The organism is Micromonospora sp. CA-240977, assembly GCF_050942285.1.
In the GTDB taxonomy this organism is placed as follows: domain Bacteria; phylum Actinomycetota; class Actinomycetes; order Mycobacteriales; family Micromonosporaceae; genus Micromonospora.
Genome location: NZ_CP192055.1, coordinates 1,326,631 through 1,341,362 on the forward strand (window position 1 = coordinate 1,326,631; position 14,732 = coordinate 1,341,362).

Here is a 14,732-nt window from a genome sequence, read left to right on the forward strand (position 1 = left end):
GTCGTCTGACGCACCAGTGACACCCGCACGGTGTGGGCATGCGGATCGCCATCGTGACCGAGTCGTTCCCACCGGACGTGAACGGCGTCGCGCACTCCGTGGTGCGCACTGCGGAACACCTGCTCGACCGGGGCCACGAGCCGGTCGTCATCGCGCCCGCCCCACCCGGCGCGGGCCGGCAGCACATCGACCGGCTGCCGTACCCGGTGGTACGCATCCCCAGCGTGCCGTTGCCCCGCTACCAGGGTTTCCGGTTGGGCGTGCCGACGACCACCCGGTTGACCGGCGCGCTGCTGTCGGCCGAGCCGGACGTGGTGCACCTGGCCAGTCCGTTCGTCCTCGGCGCGCGGGCGGCCACGCTGGCCGGCCGGTACCGGCTGCCCACCGTGGCGGTCTACCAGACCGATGTGGCGGCGTACGCGCGGGCGTACCGGGTGAGCTGGGGTGAGGCGGCGGCCTGGCGGCGGATCCGGGAGATCCACAACTCGGCGCAGCGCACCCTCGCCCCGTCCACCCGCGCCGCCGCCGACCTGATCGCCAACGGGGTGCAGCGCATCTGGCTGTGGCGCCGGGGCGTGGACGCGGTCCGCTTCGACCCGGCCAGACGGTGCGCGGCGCTGCGGGACCGGCTGGCACCCAACGGTGAGCTGCTGATCGGCTACGTCGGCCGGCTCGCCCCGGAGAAGCGGGTGGAGTTGCTGGCGGCGACGTCGCGGCTGCCCGGGGTGCGGGTGGTGGTGGCCGGCGACGGTCCGGCCCGCCGTCAGTTGACCAGGGACCTGCCCGGGGTGACGTTCCTGGGCGTGCAGCACGGCGACGAGCTGGCCCGGCTCTACGCCAGCCTGGACCTGTTCGTGCACACCGGACCGCACGAGACCTTCGGCCAGACCATCCAGGAGGCGCTGGCCTCCGGGGTGCCGGTCGTGGCGCCGGCCAGCGGCGGGCCGGTCGACCTTGTCGACGAGGGTGTGACCGGGCTGCTGGTGGCACCGAACGACGGTGACGCGCTGGCCGCCGCGGTGGCCGAGCTGGCCGGGGACGCCGACCGGCGGCGGGCCTACGGGCTGGCGGCCCGGGTCGCGGTCAGTCGGCGCAGCTGGGCGGCGGTCGGCGACGAGCTGATCGGGCACTACCACGCGGTACGCGCCGTGGCCGCCACCGTCGGACTGCCGGCCGCGTCGTGACCTCGGCTGCGGGCGGGCTGCGGATCGTGCGGCTCGCCAACTTCGTGACGGCACGCTCCGGTGGTCTGCGGACCGCGCTGCGGCACCTCGGGGAGGGCTACCGGGCCGCCGGGCACGAGCCGGTGCTGGTGATCCCCGGCCGACGGGCCGCCGACGAGTCGTACCCGTGGGGGCGGGTGGTCACAGTGCCCGGCCCGGAGCTGCCCGGCAGTGGCGGTTACCGGCTGCTGGCCGGTCGACGCCGGCTGGCCCGGCTGCTCATCGACCTGGCACCGGACCGGTTGGAGGTCTCCGACCGGTTGTCGCTGCGCTGGACGGGCCGGTGGGCGCGGGCGCACGGGGTGCCGTCGGTGATGGTGTCGCACGAGTCGCTGACCGGGCTGCTCGGCCAGTGGGGCGTGCCGGACGCGTTGCGCCGCCCAACCGCCGACCGGCTCAACCGCGCGACCAGCCGGGCGTACGACCGGATCGTCTGCACGACCCGGTGGGCGGCCGAGGAGTTCGACCGGATCGACGCTGACAACGTGGAGCTGGTGCCACTCGGGGTGGACCTGGACACCTTCCACCCGGACCGGGCCGACCCGCGGCTGCGCGCCCGGTACGCCGACCCCGGCGAGTTGCTGCTCGTGCACTGCGCCCGGTTGTCGCCGGAGAAGCGGCCGGAGCTGGCCGTGCAGGCGCTCGCCGAACTGCGCCGGGAGGGCGTACCCGCGGTGCTCGTGCTGGCCGGTGACGGCCCGCTGCGCGGCGCGCTGGCCCGGCGGGCGGCCGGGCTGCCTGTCACGTTCACCGGTTTCCTGCCGGACCGCCGCGCGGTGGCCGCGTTGCTGGCCAGCGCGGACGTGGTGGTGGCGCCCGGCCCGGTGGAGACCTTCGGCCTGGCCGGACTGGAGGCGCTGGCCTGCGGCACCCCGGTCGTGGTCAACGCGGCCAGCGCCCTGCCCGAGGTGGTCGGCGACGCGGGCGTGGCCGCGTACGGCTCGGGCGCGTCGATGGCGGCGGCGGTGACCCGCCTGGCGGCTCGGCCGGAGGCGCGGCGGCGGCGGGTCGCCCGCGCGCGGGCCGAGGAGTTCGGCTGGCCGGCGGCGGTCGCCGGATTCCTCCGGGTGCACGACGCGGACACTGGTCGGGACACCCCGGCCGAGGTGGATCAGCGCACCGCATAGGGTGCAGGGATGGCGCGACCTGACGGGCGAGGGCCCAATCAACTTCGACCGGTGACCCTGACCCGAGGCTGGAGCACCCATCCGGAGGGCTCGGTGCTCGTCGAGTTCGGCGGCACCCGGGTGCTCTGCACGGCGAGCGTCACCGAGGGGGTGCCCCGGTGGCGCAAGGGCTCCGGGCTCGGCTGGGTGACCGCCGAGTACGCGATGCTGCCCCGGGCCACCAACACCCGCTCCGACCGGGAGAGCGTCAAGGGTCGGGTCGGTGGCCGTACCCACGAGATCTCCCGCCTGGTCGGGCGCAGCCTGCGGGCCAGCATCGACCTCAAGGCGCTCGGCGAGAACTCGATAGTGCTCGACTGCGACGTGCTCCAGGCCGACGGGGGCACCCGGACGGCCGCGATCACCGGCGCGTACGTCGCGTTGCACGACGCGGTGAACTGGCTGGCCGCCCGCAAGGCGTTGGCCGGTAAGCCGGAGAAGGTGATGCACCGGTCGGTGGCCGCGGTCAGCGTCGGGATCATCGCCGGCGAGGCGCGACTGGACCTCTGCTACGAGGAGGACGTCGCCGCCGAGGTGGACATGAACGTGGTGTGCACCGGTGCTGGTGACTTCGTCGAGGTCCAGGGCACCGGCGAGGCGGGCGTGTTCGCCCGCGACCAGCTCGACAGCCTGCTCGACCTGGCCGTGGCCGGGTGCGCGGAGCTGGCCGAAGCCCAGCGGAAGGCACTCGCGTGAGCGCGAGGAGTGAGCTTGCGAGCCCCGCAGTCGCGAACAAAGGTGTCTCAGCGTGAACAAGGTCCTGCTCGCCACCCGTAACCGTAAGAAGCTTGTGGAACTCCAGCGGATCCTGGACGGCGCGCTCGGCGCGCAGCGGATCGCCCTGCTCGGGCTGGACGACGTCGAGCAGTACGCGGAGCTGCCGGAGACCGGCCTGACCTTCGGCGAGAACGCGCTGATCAAGGCGCGGGAGGGTTGCCGGCAGAGCGGGCTGCCGACCATCGCCGACGATTCCGGGATCGCTGTGGACGCGCTCAACGGGATGCCGGGGGTGTTCAGCGCCCGCTGGTCCGGCCGGCACGGCGATGACCGGGCCAACCTCCAGTTGCTGCTGGACCAGATCGCCGACGTGCCCGACGAGCAGCGGGCGGCCTCGTTCGTCTGCACCGTGGCGTTGGTGCTGCCCGGTGGCAAGGAGCACCTCGTCGACGGTCGGCAGTCCGGTCGGGTGCTGCGCGCTCCGCGCGGTGACGGCGGGTTCGGCTACGACCCGATCTTCCTCGGCGACGGACAGGACCGCACGAACGCCGAGCTGACCCCGGCGGAGAAGGACGCGATCAGCCACCGGGGCAAGGCGCTTCGCGAGCTGGCCAAGCTGGTCGCCAAGGTGCTGCCGCCCGCCTGACGGGCGCGGGGTGCTGCCGCCCGCCGCCTGACGGGCGCGGGGTGCTGTCGTCCGCTGCCTGACCCGCGGCGGACGACAGCGACCGGACGGAGCTCAGCCCAGCGGGCCGACCTCCCGTTCGATGGCGGCGCGCAGCTCCGGCCCGGCGACGACGGCACGGGCCGCCTCCATCACCGGTGCGAGGAACACGTCCGGTCCGGGTTCACCGGCCGCCGGGCCGAGCGCGGCGACAGCCGCCCGGCCGGCCGGTGACGGCTCCAGCGGGGCGCGCAGTTGCAGGCCGCGTACGCCGGCCAGCAGCTCGACCGCGAGCAGACTGGTGAGGTTGTCCAGCACGGTGCGCAGCTTCTTGGTCGCGGCCCAGCCCATCGAGACGTGGTCCTCCTGCATACCGCTTGTGGGCAGGGAGTCCACCGAGGCGGGGGCGGCCAGCCGGCGGTTCTCGGCGACGATCCCCGCCGCCGTGTACTGGGCGATCATCAGCCCGGAGTTGACCCCGGCGTCGGGGGAGAGGAACGCCGGCAGTTCCCGGGAGCGGGTGACGTCGAGCAGCCGGTCCACCCGCCGCTCGGCGATCGCGCCCACCTCGGCGGCGGCGATGGCGAGGAAGTCCGCGGCGAAGCCGAGCGGCGCGCCGTGGAAGTTGCCTGTCGACTCGACCCGCCCGTCCGGCAACACCACCGGGTTGTCCACCACGGACACCAACTCCCGGCCCGCGACCGTGCGGACGAAGTCCAGGGTGTCGCGGGCCGCGCCGGCCACCTGCGGGGCACAGCGCATCGAGTACGCGTCCTGCACGGCGTGCGCCAGGTCGTCGCGGTGCGAGTCCATCACCCGGGAGTCCTGCAACAGCCGGTGGATGTTCGCCGCCGACGCCGCCTGACCCGGGTGCGGCCGGATGGTGTGCAGCTCGGGCAGGAACGGCCGCTCGGAGCCGAGCATCGCCTCGATGGCCAGCGCGGCCGTCACGTCGGCCATGGCGAACAGGTGCGCCGCGTCGTGGATGGCCAGCAGCAGCATGCCGAGCATGCCGTCGGTGCCGTTGATCAGCGCCAGCCCCTCCTTGGCGGCCAGCTCGATCGGCGTGAGCCCGGCGGCGGTCAGCGCGTCCGCCGCGTCCTGGCGTTCGCCGCCGGGTCCGAGGACCCAGCCCTCGCCGAGCAGCACCAGCGCGCAGTGCGCAAGCGGCGCCAGGTCACCGGAGGCGCCCAGCGAGCCGTGCTCCGGCACCCACGGCGTGATGTCGTGGTTGAGCAGGTCGACGAGGGCCTCGGCGACAAGCGGCCGGACCCCGGAACGGCCCAGCGCGAGGGACCGGACCCGCAGCAGCATCATGGCCCGGACCACCTCGCGCGGCATCGGGGCGCCCACCCCGGCGGCGTGCGAGCGGATCAGCGCGTGTTGCAGCTCGGCCCGCCGCTGCGGGGCGATGAAGGTGTTGGCCAGCGCCCCGAACCCGGTGGAGACCCCGTAGACGGGCCGGCCCGACGACTCGATGCCGTCCACGATGGCCCGGCTGGTCGCCATCGCCTCGATGGTGGCCGGGGCGAGGACGACAGTGGCGGTGCCGCGAGCCACCGCGAGCACGTCGTCGGCGGTGATCCCGGTGGGTTGGATGGACACGTTCGTCATTGCGGTGCTCCGTTGCGTATTACCTGGCGGATCAGGGGGACACCGGGCCGGTAGGCCAGGTGCAGGTGGGACGGCGCGTCCAGGACCACGAGGTCGGCCCGCGCGCCGGGGGTGAGCACGCCGATGTCGTCGCGGCGCAGGGCCCGCGCGCCGCCGGCGGTCGCGGCCCAGACCGCCTCCGCCGGGGTCATCCGCATCTCGCGGACCGCCAGGGCCACGCAGAACGCCATCGACGAGGTGTACGACGAGCCGGGGTTGCAGTCCGTCGCCAGCGCCACCGTGACACCGGCGTCGAGCAGCCGCCGGGCGTCCGGGTACGGCGAGCGGGTGGAGAACTCCGCGCCGGGCAGCAGGGTCGCGACGGTGGTGGTGTGCGGGCCCTCGTGGCACATGCAGTCGACCCGGCGGGACGCGAGCGCGTCGATGTCGGCGTCGGACAGGTAGGTGCAGTGGTCGACGCTGGCCGCGCCCAGCTCCACGCCGAGCTGCACGCCCGGTCCGGGGCCGAGCTGGTTGGCGTGCAGCCGCACACCGAGCCCGACGGCCTGTCCGCAGGCCAGGATGGCGCGGGCGTGGTCCACGTCGAAGGCGCCCCGTTCGCAGAACACGTCGATCCACTTCGCGTGCGGCGCGGCGGCGGCCAGCATCGGTCCGCAGACCAGCCCGACGTAGTCGTCCGGGCGGTCGGCGTACTCGGCGGGGACCACGTGCGCGCCGAGGAAGGTGGTGTCCTCGGTGACCTCGGAGGCGATCCGCAGCGAGCGGGCCTCGTCGGCGACGGTCAGCCCGTACCCACTCTTGATCTCCATGGTGGTGGTGCCCTGGCGCAGCGCCTCCCCGCGCAGCCGGCGCACGGTGGCCCGCAGCTCGTCGTCGGTGGCGGCCCGGGTCGCGCCGACAGTGGTGCGGATGCCGCCGCCGGTGTAGGGCTCACCGGCCATCCGGGCGGCGAACTCGGCGGCCCGGTCCCCGGCGAAGACCAGGTGGGCGTGGCTGTCCACGAAGCCGGGCAGCACGGCGGCCCCACCGGCGTCGACCCGACGGTCGGCGGCCGGCGCGGTCGCGGACGACCCGACCCAGGCCACGCGGCCCTCCTCGACGAGCACGGCGGCGTCGCGGCGGATGCCCAGGGGGCCCTGGCCGGGGCCGTTGGTGACCAGCTCCCCGATGTTGTCGACAAGCAGACTGCCGCTCACGCGTCGCCTCCTTCCGTTCGCGACAGCGGGGCTCGCACACTCGGCGCACTCGTCGCGCTCACCGGGGTGTCACCGCCTCGATGGCGGCCGACAACTCGGCCGGCACGTCCACGCTCAGGTGCTGGCCCTCGGCCACCACCACCCGGCCGTCCACCACGACCTGCTCGACGTCACCCGTGCTGGCGGCGAAGAACACCCCCACCGGCGGCACCCCGGCGGTACGGGCGGTGTCCAGCCGTACCGTCACCAGGTCGGCGCGCGCGCCGACGGCGATCCGGCCGGCGTCGGCCCAGCCCAGCGCGGCGTGCCCGGTGACGGTGGCCGCCGTCAGCAGCTCGACGGGTGCGAAGTGGCCACGGCGGCGGGTTCGCAGCCGCTCGTCCAGCTCCACCGCGCGGGCCTCCTCGAACAGGTCGATGACGGCATGGCTGTCGCTGCCCAGGCTCAACCGGATTCCCGCGTCGGCCATCCGCCGGGCCGGGCCGATCCCGTCGGCGAGGTCCCGCTCGGTGGTCGGGCAGAGGCACACCCCGGTCCGGCTGTCGCCGAGCACCGTCAGGTCGGCGCTTGTCGGGTGGGTGACGTGCACGGCGGTGGTGTCCGGCCCGAGCACACCGTGCTCGGCGAGCAACGCGGTGGGCGTACGCCCGTGCGCCGCCCGGCACTCGTCGTTCTCGGCGGGCTGCTCGGAGAGGTGCACGTGCAGCGGCGCCCGCCGATCCCGGGCCCAGTCGGCGACAGTGCGGAGCTGGTCGGCCGGAACCGCCCGCACCGAGTGCACTGCCGCGCCGACCCGCACGTGCGGGTCGGCCGGCTGGAACGCCGACGCCCGCTCGGCCCAGCGGGCCGCGTCGCCGTCGCCGAAGCGGCGCTGCGGCCCCGCGAGGGCCTGACCGTTCACGCTGGAGGTCAGGTAGCAGGCGTCCAGCAGGGTGAGCCGGATCCCGGCGTGCGCGGCGGCCTCCACCAGCGCCGCGCCCATCGCGTTCGGGTCGTCGTAGGCGCCGCCGTCGGGCCGGTGGTGCAGGTAGTGGAACTCGCCCACACAGGTGATCCCGGCGAGCGCCATCTCGGCGTACACCGCGCGGGCCAGGGCGAGGTAGGTCTCCGGGTCCAGCCGGTCCGCCACCGCGTACATCTGGTCCCGCCAGGTCCAGAAGTCGCCCCGACCGCCGTGGGTACGCCCGCGCAGCGCCCGGTGGAAGGCGTGCGAGTGCACGTTGGCCAGCCCCGGCAGGGTCAGGCCGGGCAGCCGTTTGGCGTCCCGCAGCACCTCCACCCCGGCGGCCGGCCCGCCGGCCCCCACCAGCGGTGTGAGCGCCGTGATCCGGCCGTCCTCGACCTCGATCAGCACGTCGGGCGTGGGTTCGGCGTGGTCGGGCAGCCAGGCGTACTCGGCCAGCCACCGGGTCGGGGTCAGCGACATGTCAGCTCCTCCAGCACCCGGGCCAGCGCGCGTACCCCGGCGGCGCAGTCGTCGTCGGTCGCGGCCTCGGCGGGGGAGTGCGACACCCCGGTCGGGTTGCGGACGAACAGCATCGCGGTGGGCAGGTGCGCTGCCAGCACCCCGGCGTCGTGCCCGGCGCCGGTGGGCAGCACCGGCGCGTCCAGCAGCGCGGCCAGCCGCCCGGCCAGACCGCCGTCGAAGGCGACAAGCGGCGTCGCCGACTCCTCGGTGACCGTCACCGCCGTACCGTCGCGGCGGGCGCGTTCGGTGAGCTTGCCCCACACCGCCTCGACCAGCCCGGACAGTGTCTGCGCGTCGGCGGCCCGGGCGTCCAGCCAACCTGTCACCTTCGACGGGATCGCGTTCGTGGCGTTGGGTTCGACGGCGACCCGGCCCACAGTGGCGTGCGCCCCGCGCAGCCGGGCCTCCTTGTTTGCCGCGAGCACCGTGAACGCGTAGGTGAGCATCGGGTCGCGGCGGTCGGCCATCCGGGTCGTACCCGCGTGGTTGCCCTCGCCGACGACGTCGAAGCGCCACCTGCCGTGCGGCCAGATCGCGCTGGCCACGGCCACCGGCGCGTCCGTCCCGTCCAGCGCCCGGCCCTGCTCGACGTGCAACTCCACGAAGGCGCCGATCCGGCCCAGCAGCTCCGGACGCGCGCCCGCCGGCCGCTCGCCGAGCGCCTCGGCGAAACTCACCCCGGCCGCGTCGCGCAGGCCGGCCGCGCGGTCGGGCGACAGCGCCCCGGTGAGCAGCCGCGACCCCAGGCACGGTACGCCGAAGCGCGCCCCCTCCTCCTCCACGAACGCGGCAAGCACCAGCGGACGGGTCGGGGTGACCCCGCGGGCGCGCAACTCGTCGACGGCGAGGAACGCGCTGACGATGCCGAGCGGCCCGTCGTACGCCCCGCCGTGCGGCACGGAGTCGAAGTGGCTGCCGGTGAGCACCGCGTCGGAGGCCTCCGGGTCACCCCAGTGGGCGAAGAGGTTGCCGTTGCCATCCTCGCTGACCGGCAGGGCGCGCTGCTCGGCCTGCGCCCGGAACCAGGCGCGCAGCTCCCGCTCCGGTTCGGTCAACGCGTACCGCAGATAGCCGCCGCTGTCGGCGTCCCGCCCGACCGGCGCGATCTCGTCCCACAGGGCCCGGAACCGGGCTGCGAGGTCCGCGTTCACGCGGCACCCTCGGTCATCGGGGTGCGCAGGCCGGTGCGGGCCGCGACGTCGCGGGCGATGTCGTAGCCGGCGTCGACGTGCCGGATCACGCCCATCGCCGGGTCGTTGGTGAGCACCCGCTCGATCTTCTGCCCGGCGAGGGCGGTGCCGTCGGCGACGCAGACCTGCCCGGCGTGGATCGACCGGCCGATGCCCACCCCGCCGCCGTGGTGGATGGACACCCAGGAGGCGCCGCTGGCCGTGTTGACAAGGGCGTTGAGCAGCGGCCAGTCGGCGATCGCGTCGGAGCCGTCGGCCATCGCCTCGGTCTCCCGGTAGGGGCTGGCCACGCTGCCGGCGTCCAAATGGTCCCGCCCGATGACGACCGGGGCGGAGAGTTCGCCGGAGGCGACCATGTCGTTGAACCGCACGCCGGCCCGGTCCCGCTCGCCGTAGCCGAGCCAGCAGATCCGGGCCGGCAGGCCCTGGAAGGCGACCCGCTCGCCGGCCAGCCTGATCCACCGGGCCAGCGGCTCGTTCTCCGGGAACAGCTCCAGGATGGCCCGGTCGGTGGCCGCGATGTCGGCCGGGTCGCCGGAGAGCGCCGCCCACCGGAACGGACCCTTGCCCTCGGAGAACAGCGGCCGGATGTACGCGGGCACGAAGCCGGGGAAGTCGAAGGCGCGCTGATATCCGGCGAGCTGTGCCTCGCCGCGGATCGAGTTGCCGTAGTCGAAGACCTCGGCGCCGGCGTCCTGGAAGCCGACCATCGCCTCAACGTGCGTCGCCATCGACGCGCGGGCCCGGTCGGTGAACTCGGCCGGCTTCGCCTGCGCGTAGTCCCGGGCGTCGGCCAGCTCCACACCCACCGGCAGGTACGACAGCGGGTCGTGGGCGCTGGTCTGGTCGGTCACGATGTCGATCTCGACGCCGCGACTGAGCAACTCGGGGAAGATCTCGGCGGCGTTGCCGACCACGCCGACGGAGAGCGCGCGCCGGTCCCGCTTCGCGGCGAGCACCCGTCGTACCGCGTCGTCAAGCGAGTCGGCGACCTCGTCCAGGTAGCGGTCGTGCATCCGCCGGTCGAGCCGGGTGCGGTCCACGTCGACGATCAGGCAGACGCCGCCGTTCATGGTGACCGCGAGCGGCTGCGCGCCGCCCATCCCACCGCAGCCGGCGGTCAACGTCAGCGTGCCCGCGAGGTCGCCCCCGAACCTCTTGGCGGCCACCGCCGCGAACGTCTCGTAGGTGCCCTGGAGGATGCCCTGGGTGCCGATGTAGATCCACGAACCGGCGGTCATCTGCCCGTACATGGTCAGGCCGAGCTGCTCCAACCGGCGAAACTCCGGCCAGGTCGCCCAGTCGCCGACCAGGTTGGAGTTGGCCAGCAGCACCCGGGGCGCCCACTCGTGGGTACGCAGCACGCCCACCGGGCGGCCGGACTGCACAAGCATCGTCTCGTCCTCGCGCAGGTCGGTCAGGGTGCGGACCAACGCGTGGTACGACGGCCAGTCCCGGGCCGCCTTGCCGGTGCCGCCGTAGACGACCAGGTCGTCGGGGCGCTCGGCCACCTCCGGGTCGAGGTTGTTCATCAACATCCGCAGGGCGGCCTCCTGCTGCCACCCGCGGGCGGTGAGCTGGTTGCCCCGTGCGGCACGGACGGGCTGGGTCATCTCGGGTCTCCTCCGGTCATCCGCGGAACAACTGACGGCGGGCCGCGGAGGCCTCGAACGCCTCCAGTCGGCGTTGGGTGTCGGCCGGTGCGGCGTCGCAGATCGCCTGTAACAACACCATGGCCAGGGTCATCGGGGCGGTGTGCAGGTCGAAGACGAGCTGCGCGCCGACCGCCGCCGGCAGCACCACGTCGGAGTGCTCGGTGGCGGGGCTGACCGGTGAGTCGGTGATCGCCACCACGGTCAGCCCGGCGTCGCGGGCGTCGCGGAGCGCGTCCAGGGTCTCCCGGGGGTAGCGGGGCAGGACGAAGGCGAGCAGGGCCGACGCCCCGGCCTCGGCCGCCTGCTCCAGGCGGTCGGTGAGCAGGCTGCCGCCGTCGTCGAGCACCCGTACGTCCGGGTGCACCTTCGCCGCGAAGTAGGCGAAGTACGCGGCCAGCGGCGCGGCGGCGCGCAGGCCGAGCACCGGCAGTGGGCGGCTCCGGGCGAGCAACCGCCCGGTCTCGGCGATCCGGTCCCGGTCGGCGAGCTGGCCGGCGAGCCGGTCCAGGTTGCCCATCTCCGCGCGTACCGCCTGCTGTAGCTCGTTGCCGGCGTCCGTCGACCCGCCGGGCGTCGCGGTGGTGAGGTCGCGCAGCCGGCGGCGGAGCGCCGGGTAGCCGTCGTGGCCGAGCGCGACGGCGAACCGGGTGACCGACGGCTGGCTGACCCCGGCCAGTTCGGCGACCTCGGCGGCGGACAGGTACGCCACGGAGGGGGCGTGTTGCACGAGGCAGTGCGCGATCCGGCGCTGGGTGGGAGTCAGCCGCACCCCGTCGAACAGGTCGAGCAGGTCGGTGCCCTGCGCACCACTTTCATTCACGGGCCGACTCTATGCATGGAATCTTTCACCTGGCAAGGCGGCCACCTACGCCGTTCCGGCGCGGTTCGACGCCGTCCGGAGAGTGTGCGAGGGCACGTCCTGACGGGGCAGTCCGCGCTCGGAGGTGATCGGTAGTATCCGCTCGGCGAAACGACGGAGGAGCGCACATGCAGCCGGAAAGTCCCTACAGGTTCACCCGCGTGCTCGGCGGGTCTCTGGTGGGAAAGGCATGGGCCGCCGTCGACGGGCAGGAGCGGCCGATGACGGTCGTCCTGCTGGACGGGCCGGCGGCGGCGGACCCACGCTGGCGGGAGGCCTTCGCCCACGCCGTCAGGATGTTGGCCCAGGCGCCCGCCGGTCACCCCTACGCGGAGGCCGACCTGTCCTCGACCAGCCCATGGGTGGCGTACGAGGGCGACCAGCCGGATGTTCCGGAGCAGCTGTTCCGGCTCCTCCAGCAGGACTACCGGGCTGACGACGGCACAGTGGCGCTCGGTGATTCCGTCGCCCCGGTCAGCGGCACCCCCGTGTCGACGGGCGGCCGGAGCCAGGACCCGGCGGGTGACGGTGGCACCGGCGCGCTCGGGGAGCCGACCCAGCAGGTCGCCCTGTACGCGCAGGCCCCGTGGTCCGGGCCGTCGTCCCAACCGGTCTCGGCGGCGCCCTCGTCCGGCGTGCCGGTCCCGCTCGACCGGGAACCGTTCGGGATGCCCGGTCGGCGGATCGCGCCGGTCCAGGTCGTCCGGAAACGTCGCAGCTGGATCGCCCTCGTCGCCGGCGGGCTGGCGATCGCTCTCGTCGCCGGATTCGTGGGATACGCCGTCGGCGGGCCCGGCGCGGAGGAGAAGACGCCGTCCGAAACGGCTTCCCTATCGCCCTTTCGGGCGACCCAGTTCTCCATCAACAAGGCGAAGTTCATCGGCGAACTGGCGCCGTTGGGCGAGCCGTGGCTGGCCGACGTCAGCGGTTGCGTGGTCTACAACGACGACGGCGGCCCGGATCTGCCACCCAACGAGGAGCGGCACATCTTCTGCCCCGACGGGGCGCTGGAGCTGCACTTCGTGCTGTTCCGGGAGCAGGCCCAGCGGGACGCGGCGCGCGCACAGCGCCAGGATCTCAACCTCGCCGCCGGCTCGCTCGCCCCGGGGCTGAAAGAGGCGACCCGGACGACCGGCGGCAAGAGCGGTGTGCCGGGCAGCTACGTCGAGTACGCGTTCAAGGTCGAGACCGGCACGTACTGCGGACTCTGGTGGAATCGGGACGACTCCAACGGTGTCCTGGTCATCGAAACGCCCTGCGAGGCCGGCATCGCGGGCAACTGGGAGGCGCTGCGAGACCTGTGGCGTCGGTACAGTTGAGTCCCGGGGTGGGGCGACCCGGTCCGGGCGGCGACGCCGACGGAGGCCGGCGTCCATCGACGCCGCCTGCTCCGTACGATCGCAGCGTGCACATGGTGACTGACCGGTTCCGCAGCCTGGGGCGTCCGGCGCGCTACGTCGGTCTGTGCCTGCTGCTGGTGGCAGTGGCGTTCCTGGTCCTGGGCAGGTGGGACCTCGCGCTCGCCGTCGGCGCCGGTGCGCTGCTGGGCTGGGTGCTGCTGAAGCCGGTCCGGATCACCTGGGCCATCTTCGTGGTGGCCTTCATGGTCCCGGTGACAATCGACTTCGGTTACCCGACAAATCCGTCGTACACGCTGCTGTTGCTCCTCTTCGTCCTCGCCGTCTGGGGACGGCTGCACCGCGCCGAACGCGACGGATGGCCGCCGAGGTTGATCGGTGCGGCGCTGCTGCTGCCGTTCTGCGCCGTCCTCGCGGGAGTGCTGCACTGGCACGGCATCAAGCCGGTGGCGGTCGGTGTCGCGCCCCTGCTGTGCATCGGCGTGCTGGGCTGGCACCTCATCGAGGAAGCGCGTCGCGATCCGAAGCTGATCCGGCGCATCGCCGAGACGTTCACCTGGATCAGCGTGGCCGTGACGGCGTTCGCCAAGTACCAGACCCTCACCGGCACCTGGCCGCTCTTCGACCAGTTCGCCTACGACTGGACCTACACGTCCCTGTTCGATCCGACCCGGGCGGCCGGGCTCTTCGGTCACCCGATCGTCTACGGCTCCTTCGCCATGGCCATGGCACTCGTGGCGCTGACGATCCGGGGTAGGTACTGGTACATCCCCTTCACCGCCAACCTCGTCGGGCTGGTGCTCTCCGGCACGCGTAGCGCCTGGGTGGGCACCGCCCTCGCGCTCGGGATCTGGCTGCTCCTCAATCTGCGGAGGATCGCCTGGCGCGGTGTGGCCACCGGGGTCGTCATCGCGGTGGTCGCCTTCGTCGCCGTCGCGGTCAACCCGGCGACCTTCCGGGTCGGCTCCTCCGAGCCACCGCCGACCTGGGTCAGCCCGGTGGAGCCGGGCGCGAAGCCGACGCCGAGTTCCGCCGCGCCGTCCGTGGACTCGGTCGACGTGGCGGGAGCACGGATGTCGGACCCGGTGGGATCGGCCAGTGCCAGCGCCCGCTTCGAACGCATCTCCGTCGCCTGGGACGGCATCACCCGCGACTGGTCGACAGTCATCTTCGGCAACGGCCCGGAGTCCAACGTGCGCTACCTGGAGGACGTCGGCATCGGCGACGGCCAGGCTCAGGTCTTCGACAACACCTACCTGACCATCTGGCACAACCTCGGCCTGGTCGGTCTGCTCAGCTTCCTCGGACTCCTGCTGACGCTGTTCTGGCGTTCCCGCTCGCTCGTCGGTCGACTGATCATGGTCGGGTTCGCCGCGCAGATCTTCTTCTTCGACGTGTGGCTGTGGCTCACCGCCGTGGCCGTCCTGCTCCTGGCGATCAGCCTGGGCGCCGCGGGTGACTCGGCAGCGTGGCCCCGGTCGCTGCGGGACCTGGTGCCCGGCCGACAGCGGGTCCCCGGTCGAGAGAGCGCCGACGTTGGGGAATCGCACCACCAGCCGCCGTCCCCGTCAGCCGGTGTGGCGGCGTCCTTCACCGCGCGTGGCACCCACAGCCACTGACCG

General features: G+C 73.7%; 12 protein-coding genes. 6 read left to right on the plus strand and 6 right to left on the minus strand.

Annotation, left to right across the window (positions count from 1 at the left end):
• Nucleotides 1-38: 38 nt before the first annotated feature.
• The 4 genes from ACQPWW_RS06305 to rdgB are packed head-to-tail and all read left to right on the plus strand — an operon-like array spanning nt 39 to nt 3,752.
• Nucleotides 39-1,184: a glycosyltransferase family 4 protein gene (locus ACQPWW_RS06305; RefSeq protein ID WP_433130050.1), complete on the plus strand. Its 1,146-nt coding sequence runs from the start codon at nt 39-41 to the stop codon at nt 1,182-1,184.
• Nucleotides 1,181-2,350 carry a glycosyltransferase gene (locus ACQPWW_RS06310; RefSeq protein ID WP_433130052.1) on the plus strand — a complete coding sequence of 390 codons (1,170 nt, stop codon included), beginning with the start codon at nt 1,181-1,183 and terminating at the stop codon, nt 2,348-2,350. The genes ACQPWW_RS06305 and ACQPWW_RS06310 overlap by 4 nt, the downstream gene beginning before the upstream one ends.
• A gap of 9 nt (nt 2,351-2,359) precedes the next feature.
• Nucleotides 2,360-3,085 (plus strand): ribonuclease PH, encoded by a 726-nt coding sequence (gene rph, locus ACQPWW_RS06315; protein WP_433130054.1) that lies wholly within the window; start codon nt 2,360-2,362, stop codon nt 3,083-3,085.
• A gap of 52 nt (nt 3,086-3,137) precedes the next feature.
• Nucleotides 3,138-3,752: an RdgB/HAM1 family non-canonical purine NTP pyrophosphatase gene (gene rdgB, locus ACQPWW_RS06320; RefSeq protein ID WP_433130056.1), complete on the plus strand. Its 615-nt coding sequence runs from the start codon at nt 3,138-3,140 to the stop codon at nt 3,750-3,752.
• Between the two features lie 93 nt (nt 3,753-3,845).
• Here rdgB and hutH read toward each other — a convergent pair whose 3' ends face one another.
• Genes hutH through ACQPWW_RS06350 form a run of 6 tightly spaced genes read right to left on the minus strand, consistent with a single transcriptional unit; the run spans nt 3,846 to nt 11,713 of the window.
• A complete protein-coding gene (gene hutH, locus ACQPWW_RS06325) occupies nt 3,846-5,384 on the minus strand; it encodes a histidine ammonia-lyase (protein WP_433130058.1) in 1,539 nt (512 codons plus the stop codon).
• A complete protein-coding gene (gene hutI / locus ACQPWW_RS06330) occupies nt 5,381-6,580 on the minus strand; it encodes an imidazolonepropionase (RefSeq protein ID WP_433130060.1) in 1,200 nt (399 codons plus the stop codon). The genes hutH and hutI overlap by 4 nt, the downstream gene beginning before the upstream one ends.
• Nucleotides 6,581-6,638: 58 nt before the next feature.
• On the minus strand, nt 6,639-8,006 hold the full coding sequence (locus ACQPWW_RS06335) for a formimidoylglutamate deiminase (RefSeq protein ID WP_433130062.1): 1,368 nt from the start codon (nt 8,004-8,006) through the stop codon (nt 6,639-6,641).
• On the minus strand, nt 7,997-9,199 hold the full coding sequence (locus tag ACQPWW_RS06340; protein ID WP_433130064.1) for an allantoate amidohydrolase: 1,203 nt from the start codon (nt 9,197-9,199) through the stop codon (nt 7,997-7,999). The genes ACQPWW_RS06335 and ACQPWW_RS06340 overlap by 10 nt, the downstream gene beginning before the upstream one ends.
• The gene (hutU, locus tag ACQPWW_RS06345) at nt 9,196-10,851 is read right to left on the minus strand and encodes a urocanate hydratase (RefSeq protein ID WP_433130066.1); all 1,656 of its coding nucleotides are present in this window, start codon (nt 10,849-10,851) and stop codon (nt 9,196-9,198) included. The genes ACQPWW_RS06340 and hutU overlap by 4 nt, the downstream gene beginning before the upstream one ends.
• 16 nt (nt 10,852-10,867) lie before the next feature.
• Nucleotides 10,868-11,713 (minus strand): MurR/RpiR family transcriptional regulator, encoded by an 846-nt coding sequence (locus ACQPWW_RS06350; RefSeq protein ID WP_433130068.1) that lies wholly within the window; start codon nt 11,711-11,713, stop codon nt 10,868-10,870.
• 167 nt (nt 11,714-11,880) lie between these two features.
• On the opposite strand from ACQPWW_RS06350, the gene ACQPWW_RS06355 reads away from it, so the two are divergent.
• Nucleotides 11,881-13,071 carry a hypothetical protein gene (locus ACQPWW_RS06355; RefSeq protein WP_433130070.1) on the plus strand — a complete coding sequence of 397 codons (1,191 nt, stop codon included), beginning with the start codon at nt 11,881-11,883 and terminating at the stop codon, nt 13,069-13,071.
• A 92-nt stretch (nt 13,072-13,163) separates the two neighbouring features.
• Nucleotides 13,164-14,729, plus strand: a complete 1,566-nt coding sequence (locus ACQPWW_RS06360) for an O-antigen ligase family protein (protein ID WP_433134168.1) — start codon at nt 13,164-13,166, stop codon at nt 14,727-14,729.
• Nucleotides 14,730-14,732 lie beyond the last annotated feature (3 nt).

What these genes read in the sequence shown, in the direction of transcription:
- ACQPWW_RS06305 (WP_433130050.1), top strand. Translation starts at nt 39, where the DNA reads ATGCGGATCGCCATCGTGACCGAGTCGTTCCCACCGGACGTGAACGGC.
- rph (WP_433130054.1), top strand. Translation starts at nt 2,360, where the DNA reads ATGGCGCGACCTGACGGGCGAGGGCCCAATCAACTTCGACCGGTGACC.
- hutH (WP_433130058.1), bottom strand. Translation starts at nt 5,384, where the DNA reads ATGACGAACGTGTCCATCCAACCCACCGGGATCACCGCCGACGACGTG.
- ACQPWW_RS06335 (WP_433130062.1), bottom strand. Translation starts at nt 8,006, where the DNA reads ATGTCGCTGACCCCGACCCGGTGGCTGGCCGAGTACGCCTGGCTGCCC.
- hutU (WP_433130066.1), bottom strand. Translation starts at nt 10,851, where the DNA reads ATGACCCAGCCCGTCCGTGCCGCACGGGGCAACCAGCTCACCGCCCGC.
- ACQPWW_RS06355 (WP_433130070.1), top strand. Translation starts at nt 11,881, where the DNA reads ATGCAGCCGGAAAGTCCCTACAGGTTCACCCGCGTGCTCGGCGGGTCT.
- ACQPWW_RS06360 (WP_433134168.1), top strand. Translation starts at nt 13,164, where the DNA reads ATGGTGACTGACCGGTTCCGCAGCCTGGGGCGTCCGGCGCGCTACGTC.